Source organism: Mesobacillus sp. ABV4_180 (assembly GCF_056158485.1).
The window spans coordinates 2,166,465-2,186,668 of the sequence record NZ_JBSWTJ010000001.1; the positions used below are offsets into that span (position 1 = coordinate 2,166,465).

12 protein-coding genes are annotated in these 20,204 nt (G+C 40.9%); 10 read left to right on the forward strand and 2 right to left on the reverse strand.

The features are described from left to right. The first annotated feature begins 2 nt into the window (after positions 1-2). The 4 genes from ACXAEA_RS11120 (at position 3) to ppc (ending at position 14,207) form a co-directional block, all read left to right on the forward strand. Positions 3-968, forward strand: coding sequence for a DMT family transporter (locus tag ACXAEA_RS11120; RefSeq protein ID WP_475095941.1), 966 nt, complete (start codon positions 3-5; stop codon positions 966-968). Between the two features lie 53 nt (positions 969-1,021). Next, positions 1,022-1,876, forward strand: coding sequence for a GNAT family N-acetyltransferase (locus ACXAEA_RS11125; protein WP_475095942.1), 855 nt, complete (start codon positions 1,022-1,024; stop codon positions 1,874-1,876). A 196-nt stretch (positions 1,877-2,072) separates the two neighbouring features. Further along, positions 2,073-11,171 carry a carboxypeptidase regulatory-like domain-containing protein gene (locus ACXAEA_RS11130; protein WP_475095943.1) on the forward strand — a complete coding sequence of 3,033 codons (9,099 nt, stop codon included), beginning with the start codon at positions 2,073-2,075 and terminating at the stop codon, positions 11,169-11,171. A 273-nt stretch (positions 11,172-11,444) separates the two neighbouring features. Then, positions 11,445-14,207 carry a phosphoenolpyruvate carboxylase gene (gene ppc, locus ACXAEA_RS11135; protein WP_475095944.1) on the forward strand — a complete coding sequence of 921 codons (2,763 nt, stop codon included), beginning with the start codon at positions 11,445-11,447 and terminating at the stop codon, positions 14,205-14,207. 86 nt (positions 14,208-14,293) lie between these two features. Here the strand turns inward: ppc and ACXAEA_RS11140 are convergent, their stop codons facing one another. Next, positions 14,294-14,755, reverse strand: coding sequence for a hypothetical protein (locus ACXAEA_RS11140; protein ID WP_475095945.1), 462 nt, complete (start codon positions 14,753-14,755; stop codon positions 14,294-14,296). A gap of 470 nt (positions 14,756-15,225) precedes the next feature. On the opposite strand from ACXAEA_RS11140, the gene ACXAEA_RS11145 reads away from it, so the two are divergent. After that, on the forward strand, positions 15,226-15,834 hold the full coding sequence (locus ACXAEA_RS11145) for a CBO0543 family protein (RefSeq protein ID WP_475095946.1): 609 nt from the start codon (positions 15,226-15,228) through the stop codon (positions 15,832-15,834). 77 nt (positions 15,835-15,911) lie between these two features. After that, positions 15,912-16,250 (forward strand): MGMT family protein, encoded by a 339-nt coding sequence (locus ACXAEA_RS11150; protein ID WP_475095947.1) that lies wholly within the window; start codon positions 15,912-15,914, stop codon positions 16,248-16,250. 18 nt (positions 16,251-16,268) lie between these two features. Here ACXAEA_RS11150 and ACXAEA_RS11155 read toward each other — a convergent pair whose 3' ends face one another. Beyond that, positions 16,269-16,427, reverse strand: a complete 159-nt coding sequence (locus tag ACXAEA_RS11155) for a Spo0E family sporulation regulatory protein-aspartic acid phosphatase (RefSeq protein ID WP_475095948.1) — start codon at positions 16,425-16,427, stop codon at positions 16,269-16,271. Between the two features lie 220 nt (positions 16,428-16,647). Here ACXAEA_RS11155 and ACXAEA_RS11160 point away from each other — a divergent pair, with 220 nt between their 5' ends. The 4 genes from ACXAEA_RS11160 to ACXAEA_RS11175 all read left to right on the forward strand — a co-directional run bounded on the left by ACXAEA_RS11160 (position 16,648) and on the right by ACXAEA_RS11175 (position 20,172). Then, on the forward strand, positions 16,648-17,331 hold the full coding sequence (locus tag ACXAEA_RS11160; protein ID WP_475095949.1) for a Na-translocating system protein MpsC family protein: 684 nt from the start codon (positions 16,648-16,650) through the stop codon (positions 17,329-17,331). Positions 17,332-18,048: 717 nt separating this feature from the next. Further along, positions 18,049-18,417 (forward strand): YbaN family protein, encoded by a 369-nt coding sequence (locus tag ACXAEA_RS11165; protein WP_475095950.1) that lies wholly within the window; start codon positions 18,049-18,051, stop codon positions 18,415-18,417. A gap of 166 nt (positions 18,418-18,583) precedes the next feature. Beyond that, positions 18,584-19,522 (forward strand): ring-cleaving dioxygenase, encoded by a 939-nt coding sequence (locus tag ACXAEA_RS11170; RefSeq protein ID WP_475095951.1) that lies wholly within the window; start codon positions 18,584-18,586, stop codon positions 19,520-19,522. A 44-nt stretch (positions 19,523-19,566) separates the two neighbouring features. Next, positions 19,567-20,172 carry an alpha/beta hydrolase gene (locus tag ACXAEA_RS11175; RefSeq protein ID WP_475095952.1) on the forward strand — a complete coding sequence of 202 codons (606 nt, stop codon included), beginning with the start codon at positions 19,567-19,569 and terminating at the stop codon, positions 20,170-20,172. The last annotated feature ends 32 nt before the right edge of the window (positions 20,173-20,204 follow it).

Here is a 20,204-nt window from a genome sequence, read left to right on the forward strand (position 1 = left end):
GGATGGGACCCATTTTTTTAGGAATATTAGCAGCATTCTTTTTTGCCTTTACTTTTGTCCTTAACCAGTCAATGGAATTGACAGGCGGAAGCTGGATTTGGAGTGCCTCACTCAGATATATATTCATGGTTCCGTTCCTGTTAGTTATCGTTGCGGCTCGAAAAGGGTTAAGGCAGTTATTCCTGGTCATGAAGTCGAATCCAGTCTCCTGGTTCATCTGGAGCTTTGTCGGATTTGTAATGTTCTATGCTCCATTAACATATGCCGCTGCCTATTCGTCTGGCTGGCTAATAGCAGGAACCTGGCAAATTACCATCATTTCAGGTGCATTGCTTAGCCCGCTATTCTTTGAAACAATCAAAACTAAAAATGGTGTGGTAAATGTACGGGGGAAGATTCCTTTTAAAGGTCTCTGGATGTCTTTGATCATTTTATCTGGAATTCTATTTATGCAAATTGAGCATTCCAGGCATATTCCATTTGAAAACGTAATACTGGGAATCACCCCTGTGCTGATAGCCTCATTTGCTTACCCGCTTGGAAACCGCAAAATGATGGATGTCACAAATGGCAGTCTGGATGCCTATCAGCGTGTCCTTGGGATGACACTTGCAAGCTTGCCGTTTTGGATTATTCTCTCCATATACGGTTTATATGCAGAGGGTCCGCCAACAATGAACCAAAGCTTACAGTCGCTTTTGGTAGCCATAAGCTCTGGGGTGGTTGCAACTGTCCTGTTTTTTAAAGCCACAGATCTTGTCAGAGGGAACATGCAAAAACTGGCTGCAGTCGAGGCAACACAAGCAATGGAGGTCCTGTTCGCTTTAGCCGGGGAATTTTTCATCCTGTCATTGCCGCTTCCGTCATTAATATCCTGGATCGGCATTTTCATCGTAATGCTCGGTATGACCCTTCATAGCTACTCATCCATCAAGAAAAAAGACGAAGAATTAAAGGCAAGTGCTTAAAAAACTGTTTTCAGTTAAGGAAGAACACTCAATCTCATAGGGGGGTATCTTAGTTGAATTTGCCAAATATAATAATTTCAAAACAACTGACTAAAGCATTCAAGCTTTCTGAGTTTGAGTGCCACAGGACAGAAAGCCCCTGCTTAATGCCAGAACACCTTTTGCTTGGATGTCTCGATGACGGATCATTCCAGGTCGAAGAGGCAAAGAAAAAGGGTGGTATCTCACTAGATTTAATAAGAAACTTGATTAATCACTCATCAGAAAATACTACGTTTGCAACCATAAACCATGAACTTTTCAATATTCCAATCTGCTCCACTACAAAATTGGTATTCGAAGAAGCCATCAAGTATATGAAAAGCTACAATCAAATCTATTTAAACGAAGGTCATGTACTGAAAGCATTAATTAACACTGGAAATACGGATAAAGTTTTAAGCCCGGTGCAGCAGGATGCCATTTTAAGTTTTGCAACAGTAACTAGGAACCTGAGCCTGGATTTAACTGAATACATAACTCATGAAAGAAAATACAGAACCATCAGACAAGCTGGTATTGCAGATTCAGCCAGGCTTCTCCTGTTCATTGACGAAGAATTTGGCTCCCGTTGGACTGACTCTATCAAACTGGGATTGTCACAAATAAATCCCTCTATTTTCGTCGCGGAAGATTCAGCTGGATCCTTTATTGGATTTGCAGCCTTTGACATCAGGAAACAGAAGTATTTCGGACCAATGGGAGTGGCAAAAAACATAAGAGCCAAGGGTTTAGGAGAGGCACTTTTGCTCAGAAGTCTTGAAGCCATGAAACGAAAGGGCTATACGGAAATCATTATCGAAAATGCCGGCCCAATTGAATTTTACACAAAAACATGCGGCGCAAAAGTAATACCGCTATCAAAATAACCTATTACAAAAAGGACCAAATATGGTCTTTTTTTCATATCTAAAATCCAATCCTTATTTCCTATTCCTTACAAATGCAGTAATGCTTTGGAATCATTTTTATCAGAATAGTATAAATTTTCTATAAATTAAAAGGTTTTTACAAAATTTTGCAGTATTCCTTCGTTATTCAAATTATTAGGGGGTGCAAGAACAGATGAAACGGAAGACGAAGAATACTGTGAGGAAAATTTCGGCTATCTTACTTGTGTTATTGATGATGTTCACCTCATTTACTTCCAAGCAGACATTTGCAGAAGCTGAAAAACCAAAAAGCTTTTCTAAAGAAGAATTGATCCTCGAAAAACAACGGGAAGAATCATTAAAATCCAGTAACACAAACGAACAAAATAAGGATTCTGAATCGAAAAGTGAATTAGCAAACTTGCTGCAAGGACTAGGAATCGAACCACCACCGCTGAAGGATTCAAAAGAAGCTATAAATGATGAATCGGCACTGTTAAAGGCATTTTCAAAACAAAAAGAAGTCGATGTCATCATACGAATGAAAGATCAACCAGACCTCAACAAGATCTATCCCCAGGTAAAAGAAAAGAAGAACCGCTCAGAAAAGATTAAAACCATCCAAGACCACCTCAAGGAAAAAGCTCAAAGTTCTCAAAAAGGTATCCAGCAGGCACTTACTTCTTTAGAAAACAAAGGAAAAGCAAAAAAGAAGGAATCGTTATGGATTATTAACGGCATTTCCGCTTCAGTCACAAAAGAAGCGTTTGAAGAACTAAAAAAGCGGGGGGATATTGGGGATATCACTCTGGATGAAACCTTAAGCCTTCCAGAAATTACGGTGGATGAAAATCCTCCAAGACTTCCACAGTGGGGTCTGGAAAAAATCTATGCCACCAAGGTATGGGGACAATACGGAATAAAAGGTGAAGGAATAGTAGTCGGTATTATGGACTCTGGAGTAGATGGAAACCATGAAGCCTTAAGGCAAAACTATCGAGGCCGTGATGGCAACCATCAATACTCCTGGATCGATCTATCTGGACAAGGCTATGATACTCCGAATGATGGATTTGGACATGGAACACATGTTGCCGGCACAGCCGTTGGCGGCGGAGCAGGGGAACCAATCGGAGTAGCACCTGAAGCAGAGTGGATTGCTGCTAAGATTTTCAATGACGGCGGTTCTACAACGCTATCTGCCATCCACCAGGCATTCCAATGGTTCATGGCACCTGGCGGGGACCCGTCAAAGGCGCCTCACGTAGTCAACAATTCATGGGGAAATTCAAATACTTACAATCTGGAATTCTATGAAGATGTAAAAGCATGGTTATCGGCAGGAATATTCCCATCCTTTGCAGCCGGTAATGATGGTCCAGGTTCACAGACAATCGGATCACCGGGCAGCTTTCCAGAAACATTTGCAGTTGGGGCAACCGATCTCTATGATCAGACTGCATCTTTTTCAAGCCGGGGACCTGTTTTCTGGAAGGATGAAAATGGCGAGGAAAAAAGAATCATTAAACCAGATATATCAGCTCCTGGCCATAAGATTTATTCAGCATGGCCAGCTAAACTGAACGAAGGAACATACAATACGATCAGCGGCACCTCTATGGCAACACCTCATGTTACCGGTGCTGTTGCATTATTGCTGCAAGCTAATCCAGCCCTTACAGTCGAACAGGTAAAAGAAACCCTTAAAGAGACTGCCAGGGTCGAACCGCATATGGGTTCCTTGCCTAATGATTCCTATGGCAGCGGAATCATGAATATCTACCAGGCAGTAACTGAATCTGCGTTTGCTGGAGAATTGAAGGGAACACTTAAAAATCAGGATGGCAAGTCTCTTTCAGGTAAATTGGAAATCAAGGATGAAGCTCTATCCTTTGACATTAACAAAGATGAGGATTTCAGCCTTAAAATCCGCGAAGGCAGCCATAAAGTAAAAATCACATCTTTCGGATACAAAGATTTCGAAACTACCATACAGTTGAATAGAGGGGAAATTCTTCAGGTGAATTGGATCCTGGAGACTGCCCAGGCTTTTTCAGTAAAGGGAAAAATTACGGATGAATCAGGTAATGCAGTTCCTTATGCGTACGTAAGAGTAAAAGGAACGCCACTCCCTGCATATCGATCAGACGCACAAGGTGAATTCGAAATCAAAAATCTTCCTGCGGGTAAATATGTCCTACAGGTCTCCGGCGAAGGAATAAACGGTTTGGCCAAAGATGTTGAGGTAAACCAGGATTCTTCTGTCGATTTAACAGTAAAATCAAATCAAACCGAGCTAAATAACCAATGGGGAATGGCAAATGGAAACATTCATCGGAACGCTGTATCCTCAAACGGTATTGACCTTGATGCACTCGAAAAAAGCTGGGATTACGATCTATCAGGCAAAGGGAAAATCCTATTTTCCACTCCTGCCGCTGCTAATAACAAAGTGGTGCTGGTCACTGACAGCGGATATGTGGTAGGGCTTGATTCAGCTACTGGACAGGAGCAATGGGCAGTAAGAATTGGAAGTACGAACAGATCATCACCTACAATCGAAGGAAATACCGTCTATCTTTCAGGCGGAGAAAACGGTAAGATCTATGCCCTGGATTTAAAATCAGGAAGCATTCTTTGGACGACTGATGTTGGATCACAGGCAATCTATGAATCACCAATATTTATTGATGGCACGCTGTTTGTTGCGTCCAATTTGACTGATGATGCCCATCTTAACGCACTAAATGCAGAAACTGGCGAAAAGAAATGGAGTGTCGCACTTGGTGCGCCTACTTATTTTGGGCCAAGTGCTGGTGATGGAATGCTTTTTGTCGGAAGCTATGATAATCAAAAGCTAAGGGCGCTAAGAATCGAAGATGGTTCCGAGGTATGGAGCAAAACGCTGATAAATGAAGGTGTTGCATCCAAGCCTGTATACGACAATGGGACACTATATCTTGCAGGTACCAATTTTAACACTGGAGGAGGTACACTTTACGCCCTTGATGCAAAGACTGGAGAAGAGGTCTGGAATGCTGCGGGTATAGGAGATACGCAGGCAGGTTCTCCTATCCTCTATGAAAATATCGTCGTCATCGGTTCTGCAGCACAGCCTTCCTTGCGTGCATTCGACGCTAAAAACGGACAAATGCTTTGGGAAAACCGCTCAGTAGGTACAACACTCAACAACGGCTCTGTCTCCGCCAATGGACTTTTATTCTTTGCAGGCACAAGTGGAAACCTTTCGATCATTGATATATATAACGGTGAAAGATTGAAAGATTTCAGCCTCCCTGAATATAGTACGTCCGGAATCCCAATCCTTACAGGTCAGGTCATCGTACCTTATCAGTCAGGAGTGCTAAGCTACAAATCTCCTGGTATCGTAAAAGGTTCATTGAAGGATAGCTCGGGTGGGTCTGTCAAGGGAACAGTTACAGTTACCGAAACTGGAGAAAGCGTCAGCACAGATGAAAATGGCGGCTTTTTACTGAAACATAAACCAGGTGAGTATACAATCAGGATTTCATCCTACGGCAAAAAGCAATTTACCGAGAAAGTGGAACTTGCCTCTGGATATCCATATACGAAAAATTATGAGCTTGAAGATGCAGAAAAGGGTTCATTATCCTTAGCGGTAAAAGACAAGCGAACAGCTGAACCGGTAGAGGGAGCAGAAATCAAACTTAAGAATTCACCAGTTGAGGGAAAGACAAACAGCAATGGAACTTTTAACTCAGAAGAAGTATTTGAAGGAACTTACTCTGCTTCGATTGTTTTAAATGGCTATAAACAAGGAATTGTGGAAATCGTTATCAAAGCGGGTGAAAAATCAGAACTGACTTACGAATTACAGCCAATCGATATTGCTGTTCTTAACGATTATAAGAGTGAAATGACCAGCCTGTTGAATGTCAATGGATACCATGCCGAAGAACGCGGCTGGGATGTGGTTGAAGATCTCGGCCGTTATAAGGTCATCTACTTAAATGGCGGTTACGGTTCAGATGGAATCAAGCCTACTGCAGCTCAGTTTAAGGAATTGGCAGAAAAGGCAAAGGATAATAATGTAAGCATCATTTTTACTGACCAGTGGGGAGCAAACTATGGATCAATACACCATTTGAATGAGTTCTTGCAGAACCCAAAAGAGCTTGGACATGGTTATGATGGCGGTGAAGTGAGAATTCAGGTTGAAGCAGAACATCCTATTTTCAAAGGATATAAATCTGGAGACAGAATAAATGTATTAGAAAATAATGCTGACTTTGCATGGTTTAATCAGTATTCCGGAAGGACAATAGGCAAAATCGGCAACACTGCCCTTGGTTTTGTGGGATCAGGTGTCGCTTATAATGCCGTATCAGAGGATAGCGCGCATTTACTATTGTCCAGCCACGCTTCAGTCCTTTGGGAATCAGCAAAAGGCTGGCTGCGCGGGCAGCAGCAGATTCTCTTTAACAGCATTGATTACCTTTACGATGCGGAGTTCGGAAAAATTTCCGGTACAGTAACCAACGCATCAGGCGAACCTGTCGAAGCGAATATTGAAGTGATGGAAACTGGAGTAAAAACGCAGACGGACGCTAATGGAAGCTTCACTATATTCCATGATCCAGGTGCCTATAAACTAGAAGTCCGTTCCAAAGGTTTAGGTTCAAAAACGGAAACTGTAACAGTGGGTAAAGGAGCACCTGCAAATGTCCAAATTGCTCTTGGCGAATCAGAGAAAGGATTGCTGACAGGGCTGGTCACGGATTCTATTTCTGGCATGGAACTAAAGGATGTCAAAGTTGCAGTGAAAAACGATGCAGGAGATCTTATTACTGAGGTAATGACTTCAGCGAATGGTCGTTATCAAGTATCGGGGTTAGAAGAAGAGGTGTATGAAGTATCATTCAGCAAAGCAGGATACATCGCCCATTCACAAAATGTCGATGTCGCACGCCATTCAGGCGATTTGGATATCCAGCTTCATACTACGCCATCTGTAGGAGTTGTCGGAGATTACTATTCATCCGATAAAAACTTCAAGGCTCTATTTAAAGAATTAGGTGTGAATGTCTTGGATGTGCAGCCTGCTGATTTGGTGAAAAGAATGGCTGAATTTGATGTAATCTTCTTTAATGACCCAAGCTCTTCAGCAATTTCCAATGAGATGATGGAGGCTGCAGATAAAGCACAAACCAGCTTGATCTTTGGTGATGCGGTCTGGGGTGGTGGCATTAAGGAGCTTGTGAATTACAGAAAAGATCCTAAGGAATTGAAAACGATAAGGAAAACAAACGAAGCTGCACAGTACAAAGTACTCGAAGAGCATCCAATCTTCAGTGAATTAAAAGCAGACGATCTAATTGAAATTCTGACACCTGCTGCCAGCTATGTAGGTTATTTCAAGGATTACAGCGGCTATCCGCTGGCGGAAATCAAGCATGAAGGTTCGGATACTACCCATGGCTTAGGCATGGCGTATAAACCAAGATCAGCAGGAAGTGTCGAGTTGCTGATGAGTGGCCATGGATTTGCCTATTACCATGGAGCGAAGGATTATACAGATGAGGGAAAACAACTTCTCCTCAACTCAGTTCTATGGGCAGCAAATGTCCATTTCCCAGTCATCACGGGGAAGATTCTCGATGAAAATGGAAACCCATTAAAAGCAAATATCAAGGTAAAGGGACAGCCGTTCCAAACAAATTCAAGCGGCGAGGATGGAAGCTTTTCAATCGCCATGTTATCTGGTGAATATGAAATTGAAATCAATGCTTTTGGCTATGCCCCTAAAACGATAACCGTGAAGGCTGAAAAGGATAGTGAACCTAAGACGATTTCAATGGAGGTTGCTGAAAATGTCGGTTCAATTTCTGGTACAGTCGAAGACCTCAAGGATGGAAATGCAGTTGAGGGAGTAAAAATCTCACTTTTAGGAAAACCGAGAGAAGCTGTCACCAATGTCCAGGGACAATACAATCTTTCAAAAATAGAACCTGGAGACTATACAGTAAGGATCGAAAAGGAAGGATATGTACGCCAGGATATAGATATAAAGATTACTGACAGTCAAAAAGCTTCATTTAACGTAAAATTAAGACCATCACCAACAGTGGGTGTCATCGTGGACCTGACTGCTTCAGGAACCACTTATAAGCAATACCTCGAGGAAAGAGGCTACAAGGTAATCTACCTGGATTACAAGGATATAGACAAACTGGATGAAGTGGACGTTGTTTTTGCAAATTCCGATTATAAACCAGATGTGGTTCCTTCAAAGGATGTATTTTTGGCATTCCAGAAGGCTTTGGACGAGAAGAGGAAATCGGTCATCTGGACAGGCCAGGCGGGAGCTCGAGGCTCGATTCGATACCTTCAGGAATTCACGAACGATCCAAAGACCATTTTTGAACATAATAATAAGCCAGGTGCAAATGGAACAGTATTAGCAGAACATCCACTTACTGCTGGTTTTAAAACTGGGGAAACCATTGAGATTCCTGCTAAATCTGGTTATTACTATGGCTTTGATGGCTATTCCGGAAAAACTATTGTCGATTTTTCCCATACAGTAACAGGCGAGAAGGGTAGCATGGTGGCATTTAAAGGCCGGACAACTGATTCAGTAGAGATCCTGCTTGCCAATATGACGATCAGCCATGTGTTCAAGCCCAATGATTCGTTTGACACTGCCAGGGAACGAATTTTGGCTAATGCGCTGAATTGGGCTCTCGATGAGAAAGAGGCGATCGTCGGTGAACTAAACGGTACAGTCCAAAATGAAAACGGTCCATTAAAGGCTACGGTCAATGTAAAAGAAACAGGCAAGAGCTATCAGACAGATGACAATGGAAAATTCTTTGCCGCCCTCGAGACTGGAACATATACACTATCAATTGAAGCATTCGGGCACTCAGCCAAGGATTTTACAGTCAGTATTAATAACGGGGAGGCAGCTACAAAAAACTTCCCACTCGAGTCTGTCGATTCGGGTTTACTAACTGGCAAAATTGTCGATGCATCAACGAATAAACCTGTCACGGAAGCTAAAATAGAGGTGATTGGCACTCCGGTGAGTGTAAAGACGAATGCGGAAGGCAACTATCAGGCGACACTTCCTGCAGGCAGCTATGAAATAAAAGTCATCGCAACAGGGTATAAGCCATTCTACAAGAACGTAGAAATTGCGACAGGACAGGAGACAGAAGTGAACTTCTCACTTGTGCTTTCCGAAAAAATTGCTGTGCTTGCAAATCCATATCAAAAGGACAGAATCATGCCATTCCTTCAATCGAATGGATATGACTTTGATTTCTATCCTTACACAGAATACGAAAGCTTAATTGAGAATTTACCGGATTATAAATTACTTATCGCCAATGATACCTCATATTACATGAAGGATGACCGCTTCAAAGCAATGGTTGAAAAAGCCAATGAAAACGAAGTAAGCATAATCTTCACTGCCATGTTTGGAGGCGTGATCGGAGATTTAAGGGATGCATACGGTGATCCGGAAAACCTGGTTAACAGTTATGTAGACAAAGAAATCAACCTGCGAGTAGACGAAAACCATCCAATACTGAAAGGATTACACAAGGGAGATGTGGTACCTTTCCTTTTAAATCCTAAAGGCGCGGTGCAGTATTCCGTCTATCAAAATTACAGCGGAACAACTCTTGCTACTTTGACAAATCCTGCGAAAGGAGATTTGGGCAGCACGATTGGCTATAAATTCAGTTCATCGAACAGCGTCCATATTCTATTATCTGCACTGCAAATTGGCAACTATGGACATCCGAATGACAGATGGACAGAAAATGCGAAAACAATTTATATGAATGCGATTGATTATGCATTGACTGCCAGCCAGGGAGAGATTAAAGGAATAGTCAAGGACAGCCAGGGCAAACCAATTGGCGGGGCCTACGTTGCCATCGAGGGGACCAGCCATAAAACAACAACCAACAGTGATGGACAGTATAAATTTGGCATCGGTGTTGGTGACTACGAAGTAAAGGTCCAGGCAAGAGGGTTTGCTGAGCAAATTCAGCAAGCGAAAGTTGAGGAACTTGGCAGCAGTGTTCAACTCGACTTTACGCTTGAAACTATCGAAGGTTCTGACTTGAACGGTGTGATTGCAGAAATGAAACGAAAAGTGCCTGTACCAGGGGCATCCCTGACATTGATTCCAAAGGATGAGCCAGATTTCAAGATGGATGCAGACAGCGACGAAAATGGTTACTATCAATTTAGTAATTTGCTTCCAGGAGAATATACTTTGAATGTTGCAGCGGATGGTTATCTGGATCAGACCTTCGAGGTAGTGATCGGAACAGAAAATCAGGAATTCAATCTAGAGCTAAACGCATTTGAAGCAGCGGTGCTCGGGGATGTGAATGGCTCACTAACAAAGTATCTTAACGGACAGAAGCTCTATTCGGAGGAAAAGAGCTGGGATATCCTTGGCAGCGTCAATAAATATGATGTAATACTTGTAAATACGAATAAAGGAACAAAAGAACAGTTTGAGCAGTTGATAAAAGAAAGCGATGAACATAAAACAAGCCTTGTCTTTACTGGGACATGGGGTGTGGCTGATGGCTCCATCCAAAGACTTAAAGATATCCTGGGAAGCCCGGAAGCCGGGCAGCAAGGTTATAATGAAGGAGCAGTATATGTTAATGCTTCAGAGGGACATCCATTGTTCGCTGGCATCAATGCTGATGATGAAGGAAATGTAAAAATACATGATGAGAAGAGCCCTTATTCAACCTTTAAGGGTTACTCCGGGATTCCGATTTCCAGTCTATCTGTAAACGGGGAAAACAAGGGTGATTCAATTGCATACGAATTCAGGAGCAAGGAACATATGCACCTTCTATTGTCTTCATTTGCAGTTACGAATATCATCGGACCTGAATATGGATGGACTCAGGATGGGCGACAATTGTTCTTAAATGCACTTCAATGGTCGAAGGATGCCGAGCAAGAAGCTCCTGCGGCTCCAACATGGAACCAGGAAGAAGTAATGGTCAAAGGGGAACCTGCATTACTCGAAGGAAAGGCTGAGCTTGGAACAATCGTCAATATTTATGAACAACATGGAAATGATTTCACATTAATCAGATCTGTAAAAACTCAATTGGACGGTACTTATGCAGTTGAGTTAGACCTTAATAATGGTAATCATATATTGTTCGCAGAAGCCGAAAACTTCGCAGGAAAAACAAAGGCAGCTAAATCTCTGAAGCTGATCATCACCGGAAAGCCCGAAAAAAAAGTCAAAGCAAGCTAAATAAAGAATAATCGCTTGAAAATGGCTTCCCAATTAGGGAAGCCATTTTTCTGTACAGAATCACTTTTTATAAAAAATCGAGAGAAATAGTGTCTCAAAGGGAAGACTGTAAGAGCAAAACGGTGGAAAAATATATTTTCAGTACTTAAAATTGAGTTTACTGCATTTTTTACTTATTAAGAATCTGCCAAATGCATAACATTTCACATTCTCAGCATTTTTGTGATATATTAATATTTAAAATATTCTTACAAGTTTTAGGAAGGTGACAAAATGACATCAGGAATCGAAGTGAACGACAGCAGTTTGCCATTACGCCGTGATGTAAAGATGCTTGGAAACATCCTAGGAGACATTCTTGTCTACCATGGTGGAGTGGAGTTATTTGAAAAAGTAGAAAAAATCCGGGCAATGTGCAAAACGCTAAGGAATGAAAACGACCGTGACACATATCCTGCCCTCAAAGAAGAAATTGCAGGATTGTCAGTCCCTATGAGAAAAAATATCATCCGCGCTTTTTCTGTTTATTTTCACTTAATCAATGCAGCAGAACAGAACCATCGGATCCGCAGACGTCGCGACTATCTGCTAAAGTCTGAGATCAGTGCACAACCAGGTTCAATCGAGGCAGCTATCCTTTCATTAAAAGATAATTATATAACCTCTGATATCATCCAAAATGTACTCAATACTATTTCCTTGGAATTAATCATTACCGCACATCCGACGGAAGCTACGAAACGTTCCATTCTGGAAATTCAAAAACGGATTGCAGATATCCTGAAGAGTCTGGATAATCCTCTTTTGTCAAAAAAAGAACGTATAAGGATCGAAGAAAGTCTCTTTAATGAGGTTTCAGTTCTGTGGCAAACAGATGAACTAAGAGATCGAAAGCCTACCGTCATCGATGAGGTCAGAAATGGACTTTATTATTTTGACCAAACTCTATTCGATGTCTTGCCAGAAATCCATCAGGAAGTAGAGACAAGCCTAAAAGACAATTACCCAGAGCATGAATGGCATGTACCTCATTTCCTTCGATTTGGCTCGTGGATCGGCGGCGACAGGGACGGCAATCCAAATGTGACTCCCGACGTAACCTGGGAAACACTTCAAAGGCAAAGACGCCTTGTCCTGAAAAAATATAAAGCTGTGTTAGTTGATTTAATGAAGCGCTTCAGCCATTCAGCAACTCGGGCGGCTGTTAGCAGAGAGTTAATTGAATCAGTCTCAAATGACGAAGGAAAGTACCTTACAGAGGATGAGAAGTGGAAGGTTGAAGCCGAGGTCTATAGAAGGAAATTCGCCGTCATCATCCAAAGACTGAAGGAGGCCGGCAAATCTGACATAGGTTATAAATCTTCCGAAGAATTGCTTGAAGACCTGCTGATGATCAGAAGAAGCATTCATCAGCATCATCCAGAACATCATGAATTAAAAACCTTGCAAAAGCTGATTCGTCAGGTACAGTTGTTTGGCTTCCATCTGGCAACGCTTGATATCCGGAACCATAGCGGGGAACATGAAACGGCAATCGCAGAAATCTTGAAAAAAGTCGGAATCACTCAGGATTATCCTTCATTAGACGAAGGCGATAAGCAGGAGCTTTTAGCAAAAATGCTTGCAGACCCACGCCCATTGCTTTTGCACCATGAGGATTATTCAAAAGAAACCCAGGAAATGATTGAAGTGTTCTCGATGGTCAAGCGAGCGCATAATGAGTTTGGCAAACGGTCCATCACCGTCTATCTTGTAAGTATGACGCAATCTGCGAGTGATTTGCTTGAGGTGCTTGTCCTTGCCAAGGAAGCTGGAATCTACCGTCTCCATGCGGACGGAACCTTTGAAACAGACCTGAATGTAGCACCATTGCTGGAAACAATTGATGATTTGACAGCAGGACCTAAAATCATGGAAACTTTATTCAATCTCCCAGTATACCGCAATCACTTGAAGCGGATGGGAGACCAGCAGGAAATCATGCTCGGTTACTCAGATGGAAGCAAGGATGGCGGAACATTGACAGCTAACTGGAAGCTTTACAAAGCCCAGCTTGAAATCAATGAAATGGCGAAGAAGTACCAAATCGGCCTGAAATTTTTCCATGGACGCGGGGGTTCATTAGGACGTGGAGGCGGCCCATTGAACAGAAGTCTTCTTTCACAGCCAGTTGAAACTCTTGGTCAGGGAGTCAAAATTACTGAGCAGGGAGAAGTACTATCTTCACGCTATTTGTTAAAAGACATCGCCTACAGAAGCCTCGAGCAGGCTACATCAACAATGATGAAAGCTGCTGCAAATGTTTTGAAAGAATCAGAACAAGGCCATCTGCGTGACCAACGGTGGGTGGATGCCATTGAGCAAATCTCATCTGTTTCTTTAAGAAAGTACCAATCACTTGTATTTGAGGATCCTGATTTTATCACGTACTTTAATCAGGCAACTCCATTAAAAGAACTTGCAGAACTGAATATCGGTTCCAGGCCAATGAGCCGTAAAAACAGCAGCAAGTTTGAAAACCTCCGTGCGATCCCATGGGTATTCGCCTGGACACAAAGCAGGCAATTATTCCCAGCATGGTACGCAGCAGGATCAGGCTTGCAAAATTTCGCTCAGCAAGGGCCAGAGAATTTAAAGCTTATGCAGGAAATGTATGCCGAATGGCCATTCTTCCGCAGTACTGTAGATAACCTGCAAATGGCCTTGATGAAGGCAGATATCACAACTGCCCAGGAATATACATCGCTTGTTGAAGACAAAGCCATTGCAGACAGAATTTTTGGCAATATTGTTGAGGAGTACGAACGGACCAAGAATATCTTGCTCCTGATTACAGAGGACAAAGAGCTTCTGGACCATACTCCTAACATCAAGGATTCAGTTCACAGACGGAATCCTTATGTAGACCCGCTCAATTTCATCCAGGTCGAATTGATCAAAGAACTTCGCAGTGATGAAGAGCCAGATGATGAATTGCTCACCCAGGTGCTGTTAACGATCAGCGGCGTTGCTGCTGGATTAAGGAATACCGGCTGATATGACATAACCCGTCATCCTTTAGGATTGGCGGGTTGTATTTTGGTTCAAATCAATTTGAAATTGTTAAGACCGGAAGTTCAAATTCATCCCAGAAGCTTCATTTGACGTTCTGTGGTAATGTGGGTGAGAATCTCATGGTTCAGTGTTCTTGCCATTTTCAAGGTGAGCTCGAGCACTTTTCTAATTCCTTCTTTGTGTCCATTCTTGACCGCCAGCCCATCACATTGGATTTCGCTGTCAAGATTCAGCTGTTGTTCATATACTGGAAATTCAATATGTCCTAATTCATGCCAAATAATTGCTTCTTTGATTTCCTGGTCAGCACAAAAAGCATGATAATCATAGACAACGATAAACCAATCAAATTCAGCTTCAAACGATTTATAAAACAGTGTCAAAATACGCGAATCAATATTCCAGACTCTTAGCCAGTTTTCATTCGTCAGCCCGAATACCTTCATAACCGTTTCCCGATTTTCAATAATGGCAATCCGGCCGGGGATTCGATATTTTTCCTGGTCTAACAGTTCGCCGATGCATTTCAAAAGGAATCCTCCTTTGACTAATGACCTGTTATTATTGTTAAATATATTAGTCACTCGTAATCATCATGAGTAAAATAAAATGGAAAGAATAGGTATTGAATTGAGGGGAGGAAGCTGTATTTGCTTTGTTCGCATATTTATGTGAAGGTGAACAGAAAGATTGAGGATAATGAGCAAATCTATGAAGTAACCGAAGAAAAAATAAAAGTTTTCGCTGACAAAATCACGACAGCTTCCGAAAATTTTAAGCTGGAGGATGTTCTGGACATATCCTTTAAGAATATATCCTCAAAAACAGGATTTCTATATTTCCATACAACAAGAGGGGTTTATTCCTTTTATACAAATTCCGAACCTGCTCATTTAATACATGTTTTTCAAAAAATAAAGGGGAAAATTTAGATTAAACCTATTTTGGATTACATATTAAGAGCATTTAATCACACCATATATACAAAGGGTGTGATTAAATGCTTTCTCAAACAGCAGGGATATTAGGACCATTCATTTTTGATCACCTGCAAATCCTTCAATCCATTTCAATGCAGGAGTTAATGGACGCGGAACGGAATTATCACCAAACATTAAAGGCGTATTGGCTTGAACATAATTTCCTTACTGCAAAATGGTGGTTTCTGTTAACCCTGTCCATTATCCCGGCAATCATCTGGTGGATCGTCGTTGATAAAAAGATACTGATCGAAAACACTGCGTTTGGGTTATTTTATGGTGTAGCAGCCATTTTCCTGGATTCCATCGGCAGCAATGCTATGGTGTGGACATATCCTGTCAGGCTGACTCCTTACTTGAATCCGCAGCTTTATCCTTATGATGTCGGCGTAGTGATCATACCTTTCATGCTTGTGTATCAAAGATACGGGTTTTCTTTTAAAAGATTCCTGATTGCAACCGGGCTTTTATCGCTCTTTTTGGCTTTCATTGCTGAGCCCTCGATGGTTTACCTTAAAATTTATAAAGAGATTACCTGGAAACACGTTTATTCGTTTCCGATTTATTGGGGTTTAGGACTTGTTTGCTGGGCAATTATTAAAAAATTTAAATCTTACCAACAGAAATAAAGAAAGCCTGGCTGTACATTAGCCAGGCTATTCATTTGCGTGCTATATTAAATTTATCTTAAGAAAGGATGTGCATCATGACAGGATTTACTGCAGAAGTTATCAAGATTATTCAAAACATCCCATATGGAAAAGTCATGACATATGGCCAAATAGCCAAAGCCGCCGGCAGTCCACGTGCAGCAAGACAGGTTGTCAGAATTCTTCACTCGATGTCCAATAAATATCAATTGCCTTGGCATAGAGTGATTAATTCCAAAGGTGAATTGGGTTTTAAAGATGAAGAAATGTTTCACACACAAAAAATGATGCTGGAATCAGAAGGTATTGTATTAAAAAATGAAAATTCGATATCTCTTGAACTATACTTATTTCATAGCCCGGATACGATGGACGCCTTTCTAGAAAAATTCTAGTTGGATAAGCCTGTGAAATTAATGAACTAATTCTTGATATTTGAGGATCAGCTCATCCAGTAATTGGCTCAGATAAACCGTTTCGGGACTCCCAAATCCTGTTTTCAATCCTGTTTTAATCATTTCTTCTCTGAACATCTCGATTTTATCCGAAAGGCTTTCTATTGTACAATCCATAGCAGACACCTCTGAAGATTATTAACATCCTGATTCTAATATCGGTTGTAAAATGAAGATTTTTACAAAAAATAACCTTGATTTAATACTCCCATAATTTTTGCTGGAAAAATACATAATACTATCCGTTATGCCTAAATTTAAATAGGTATTGGCAATGGTTTTGCAAATGATGAAATAGGGAAAATATAGAGGAGTTTATTGCATAGAGAGGTATCTTATGGAAACAGCTGTATTAGAAAAAGAAATAAGTGGCTACATCGGCCGGCTTTTAAGAGAAAATTTCGGACGCGGGCCTGGCAATGTGTTTTGCACAATTTCAAAACCATTTGTCTCAGTCTACATCACCAATTTCTTATCCCCAATGGAAAATACCCTCATTTCCAACCAACAAAGTGTATATGTTCAAAAAACAAGGGATTTGATGATGGAAACCCTGGAAGAAGAAATTAAGTCATATATCGAATTGAATACTGGTGATAAAATAAAAGAATTTTATTATGATTGGAACCTTGAAGCCAAATCAGGCATGTTTTTGTTCATTTTTGAAAACGAATTGCCCTATGACCTTCATTCATTTGATAATAAAGATCAAATCGAAAATAAAATGGTCGAACTTGGTAATGAAATAGAGAATAAACCCGAGGGGATCTATTCAAGGCTGTTTAACGAAAGAACATTGATTATCGCAAGACATGGAATCCTGATAAGCCTTGAAAACGAGTTTATCCGATTAGGCTTCCAGGAAACATTAAAAATTGCGAAACGTAATTTGGAGAAGAGGATTATCAATGAGCATAAAACACACCTTGAACAATTTTTGAACGCTAAAATCCTCGACTTTTTTGTGGACTGGAATTTTGAACAGGATAAAAGTTATACTTTATTTATTTTGAAACCATAAATAGTTTCTTGATTTATTTCCATTAAGGTGTTAGTATACTGGATAGGGTAATGATTAAAACTCTTAATCTTACAAATTTTAATCACGAACATAAGCAACTTTTAAATAAATATTTTTGATCTGATTGTAATGAATGGGCATAGTACCAATTCATAAGTCAGAAAAGGATCCAAGGAATGCTTGATCCTTTTCTGGCTTTTTTTAATGGTATTTTATGGATAAATAACTAGAGAAGGAATGATTTTTCATCAAAATGAACATAAGCAAGAACGATTTAGTTTCCTGCATAGATCAGTTTATTTCAGAAAAAAAAATGGGTAATCCCGAAATGCAAAAACCAGCCACAATAAAGAAAAAAGAATTAGAAACTCATTTGGATGAATTTGCACTAGAACATGAAATAAACTATCAAAAAAAGAGTCAGCCTTCAAAGACCATTTATTCTTTTTCACTGGAAGGCAATAATGTAGATGTTGAATTTTTCTATAGATATAGCAATTTTTACACGAGGCATTCTATCACTTTAAAATAAACTGCTGTTCTTTACATGAACAGCAGTTTATTTATTTGGGCAAGGGTATTGTAATTAAAGCATCATTATTAGATAATTTTGTCATTGTTGTTAAATAAGGTCTGGAATTTTCACTGAGGTATATTGAAACTCTATGGCTGAAATTCAGATACCTAATAAACCAAAAAGCTGCAGGGAGGACGAAAGTGAAATCGGCAGTCAGAGTTTTATTTATTATTATTGGCACCATCTCCATCCTGGTGGGGATAATCGGGATCGTGGTTCCTCTATTGCCAACAACTCCACTCATTTTGCTGGGCGCAGCCTGTTATGTGAAGTCGTCAGAGAGGCTCTATCATATATTGATCAGAAACAAATGGCTTGGAGGGTATATTAAGGATTTTCGTGAAAATAACGGGATTACGCTCAGAAATAAGATCCTCAGTCTCTGTATGATTTGGCTTTCGATTACGGGAACAATTCTGGTTATGGAATTTCATTTTTGGGTGGATGCAATTATAATTATTGTCGCTGTTACAGTCAGTGCTTATATTTTGTCATTTGATACATTATAAATATGCATTTGCTGATTATGGTTGCATTAAGTAAGCGGCGGTTGCATGTTCTGGCTTGCTTTTCTTGACATAGAAACCATTCCGTTATACCATTATCTTGAATTCGAGATATTTTTTATATGTTGAAAAATGATTGAAAGCAGACTAAACCAGGCAGGTGTGAATAATGGAAAAGAAGATGCATGGTATTCACCATATATCAGCAATTGTCGGACACCCGCAGGAGAATGTGGATTTCTATGCTGGAGTCCTGGGTCTTCGCTTAATAAAGCAAACCGTCAACTTTGATGACCCGGAAACCTATCATCTTTATTTTGGCAACGATAGCGGCAGTCCTGGCACAATCATCACATTTTTCCCATGGTCGGGTTCATATAAAGGGAGAATAGGTGATGGCCAGGTTGGTGTCACTTCGTACGCAGTGCCTACAGGAACTATCAGCTTTTGGGAAAACAGATTGAAGGGATTCGATATACCATATAAAATAACTGAGCGATTCGGCGAGCGTTTCCTGTTGTTTGAAGATGTCCATGGGCTAAAGCTAGAAATAGTTGAACGGGCAGAAGGAGAAACCAACAAGTGGAATTTTGGCGGTGTAACAGAAGATGTTGCAATAAAGGGCTTTGCTGGGGCAACGCTTTATTCTTCAAAGCCAAAAGATACAGCATCACTACTGGAAAATGAAATGGGTTTTGAAAGAGTGGCAGAAGAAGCTGGATTCATCAGATTCAAATCCGCTGGTGAGAATGGGAATATCATTGACCTTAAATCAACACCAGGAATACGGGGTCTGATGGGAATAGGAACAGTTCACCACATCGCATGGAGAGCTGCGGATGACACTGATCAACTGGATTGGAAACATCACATTGAAACCCGAGGATATCAGGTGACTTCTGTTCAGGACCGGAATTATTTTAACGCAATCTATTTTAGAGAGCATGGGGAAATCTTGTTTGAAATCGCAACGGACCCTCCTGGCTTTGCTATTGATGAATCTTATGACAAGCTAGGGGAAAAGCTCATGCTGCCTGCACAGTACGAAAAATACAGAACACAGCTCGAAAAAACTTTGATTCCAATCGAGGTTAGAGAACTTAAATAGTTCGAAGCCTTCTCGCATTAACGAAAAAAGTCAGGAGTGATCATATGAAGCATATTTTTCACAAAGGATCGAATGAATCCAAACCGGTTTTATTATTGCTGCATGGTACAGGGGGAAACGAGAATGATTTGCTTCCTCTGGCAAACATGATTGACAAAGAAGCTTCTATATTGAGTGTCCGGGGAAATGTTCTTGAAAATGGGATGCCAAGATTCTTCAAAAGACTGGCAGAAGGGGTTTTTGATGAAGAAGACCTGGTATTCCGTACTCAGGAACTCAATCAATTCCTCGGTGAAGCTGCACAAACATACGGTTTTGATCGGGACAATATCATAGCAGTTGGATATTCTAATGGTGCGAATATTGCAGCAAGCCTGCTGTTCCACTTTAATGCCGCCCTCAAAGGTGCAATCCTCCACCATCCTATGGTACCAAGAAGAGGAATTAGTCTGCCCGATTTGTCAGGGATAGAGATATTTTTAGCTGCAGGCAAAAATGACCCAATCTGTCCTGCACAAGAATCAGAAGACTTGAAAACATTGCTGGCAAACGCAAATGCCAGTGTATCAATCCACTGGGAGAATTCCGGACACCAGTTGACACTAAGTGAGGTAGAGGCTGCGAAGGATTGGTATTCCCAGAGATTTTAAAACTCATCAAAAAGAGCAATGCTGAAGCATTG

Bases quoted from the DNA above. Each gene is read 5' to 3' on its own strand.
- ACXAEA_RS11155 (WP_475095948.1), bottom strand. From the start codon at position 16,427: ATGGATTGTACAATAGAAAGCCTTTCGGATAAAATCGAGATGTTCAGA.
- ACXAEA_RS11175 (WP_475095952.1), top strand. From the start codon at position 19,567: ATGAAGCATATTTTTCACAAAGGATCGAATGAATCCAAACCGGTTTTA.
- ACXAEA_RS11170 (WP_475095951.1), top strand. From the start codon at position 18,584: ATGGAAAAGAAGATGCATGGTATTCACCATATATCAGCAATTGTCGGA.
- ACXAEA_RS11150 (WP_475095947.1), top strand. From the start codon at position 15,912: ATGACAGGATTTACTGCAGAAGTTATCAAGATTATTCAAAACATCCCA.
- ACXAEA_RS11130 (WP_475095943.1), top strand. From the start codon at position 2,073: ATGAAACGGAAGACGAAGAATACTGTGAGGAAAATTTCGGCTATCTTA.
- ppc (WP_475095944.1), top strand. From the start codon at position 11,445: ATGACATCAGGAATCGAAGTGAACGACAGCAGTTTGCCATTACGCCGT.
- ACXAEA_RS11120 (WP_475095941.1), top strand. From the start codon at position 3: ATGGGACCCATTTTTTTAGGAATATTAGCAGCATTCTTTTTTGCCTTT.
- ACXAEA_RS11145 (WP_475095946.1), top strand. From the start codon at position 15,226: ATGCTTTCTCAAACAGCAGGGATATTAGGACCATTCATTTTTGATCAC.
- ACXAEA_RS11160 (WP_475095949.1), top strand. From the start codon at position 16,648: ATGGAAACAGCTGTATTAGAAAAAGAAATAAGTGGCTACATCGGCCGG.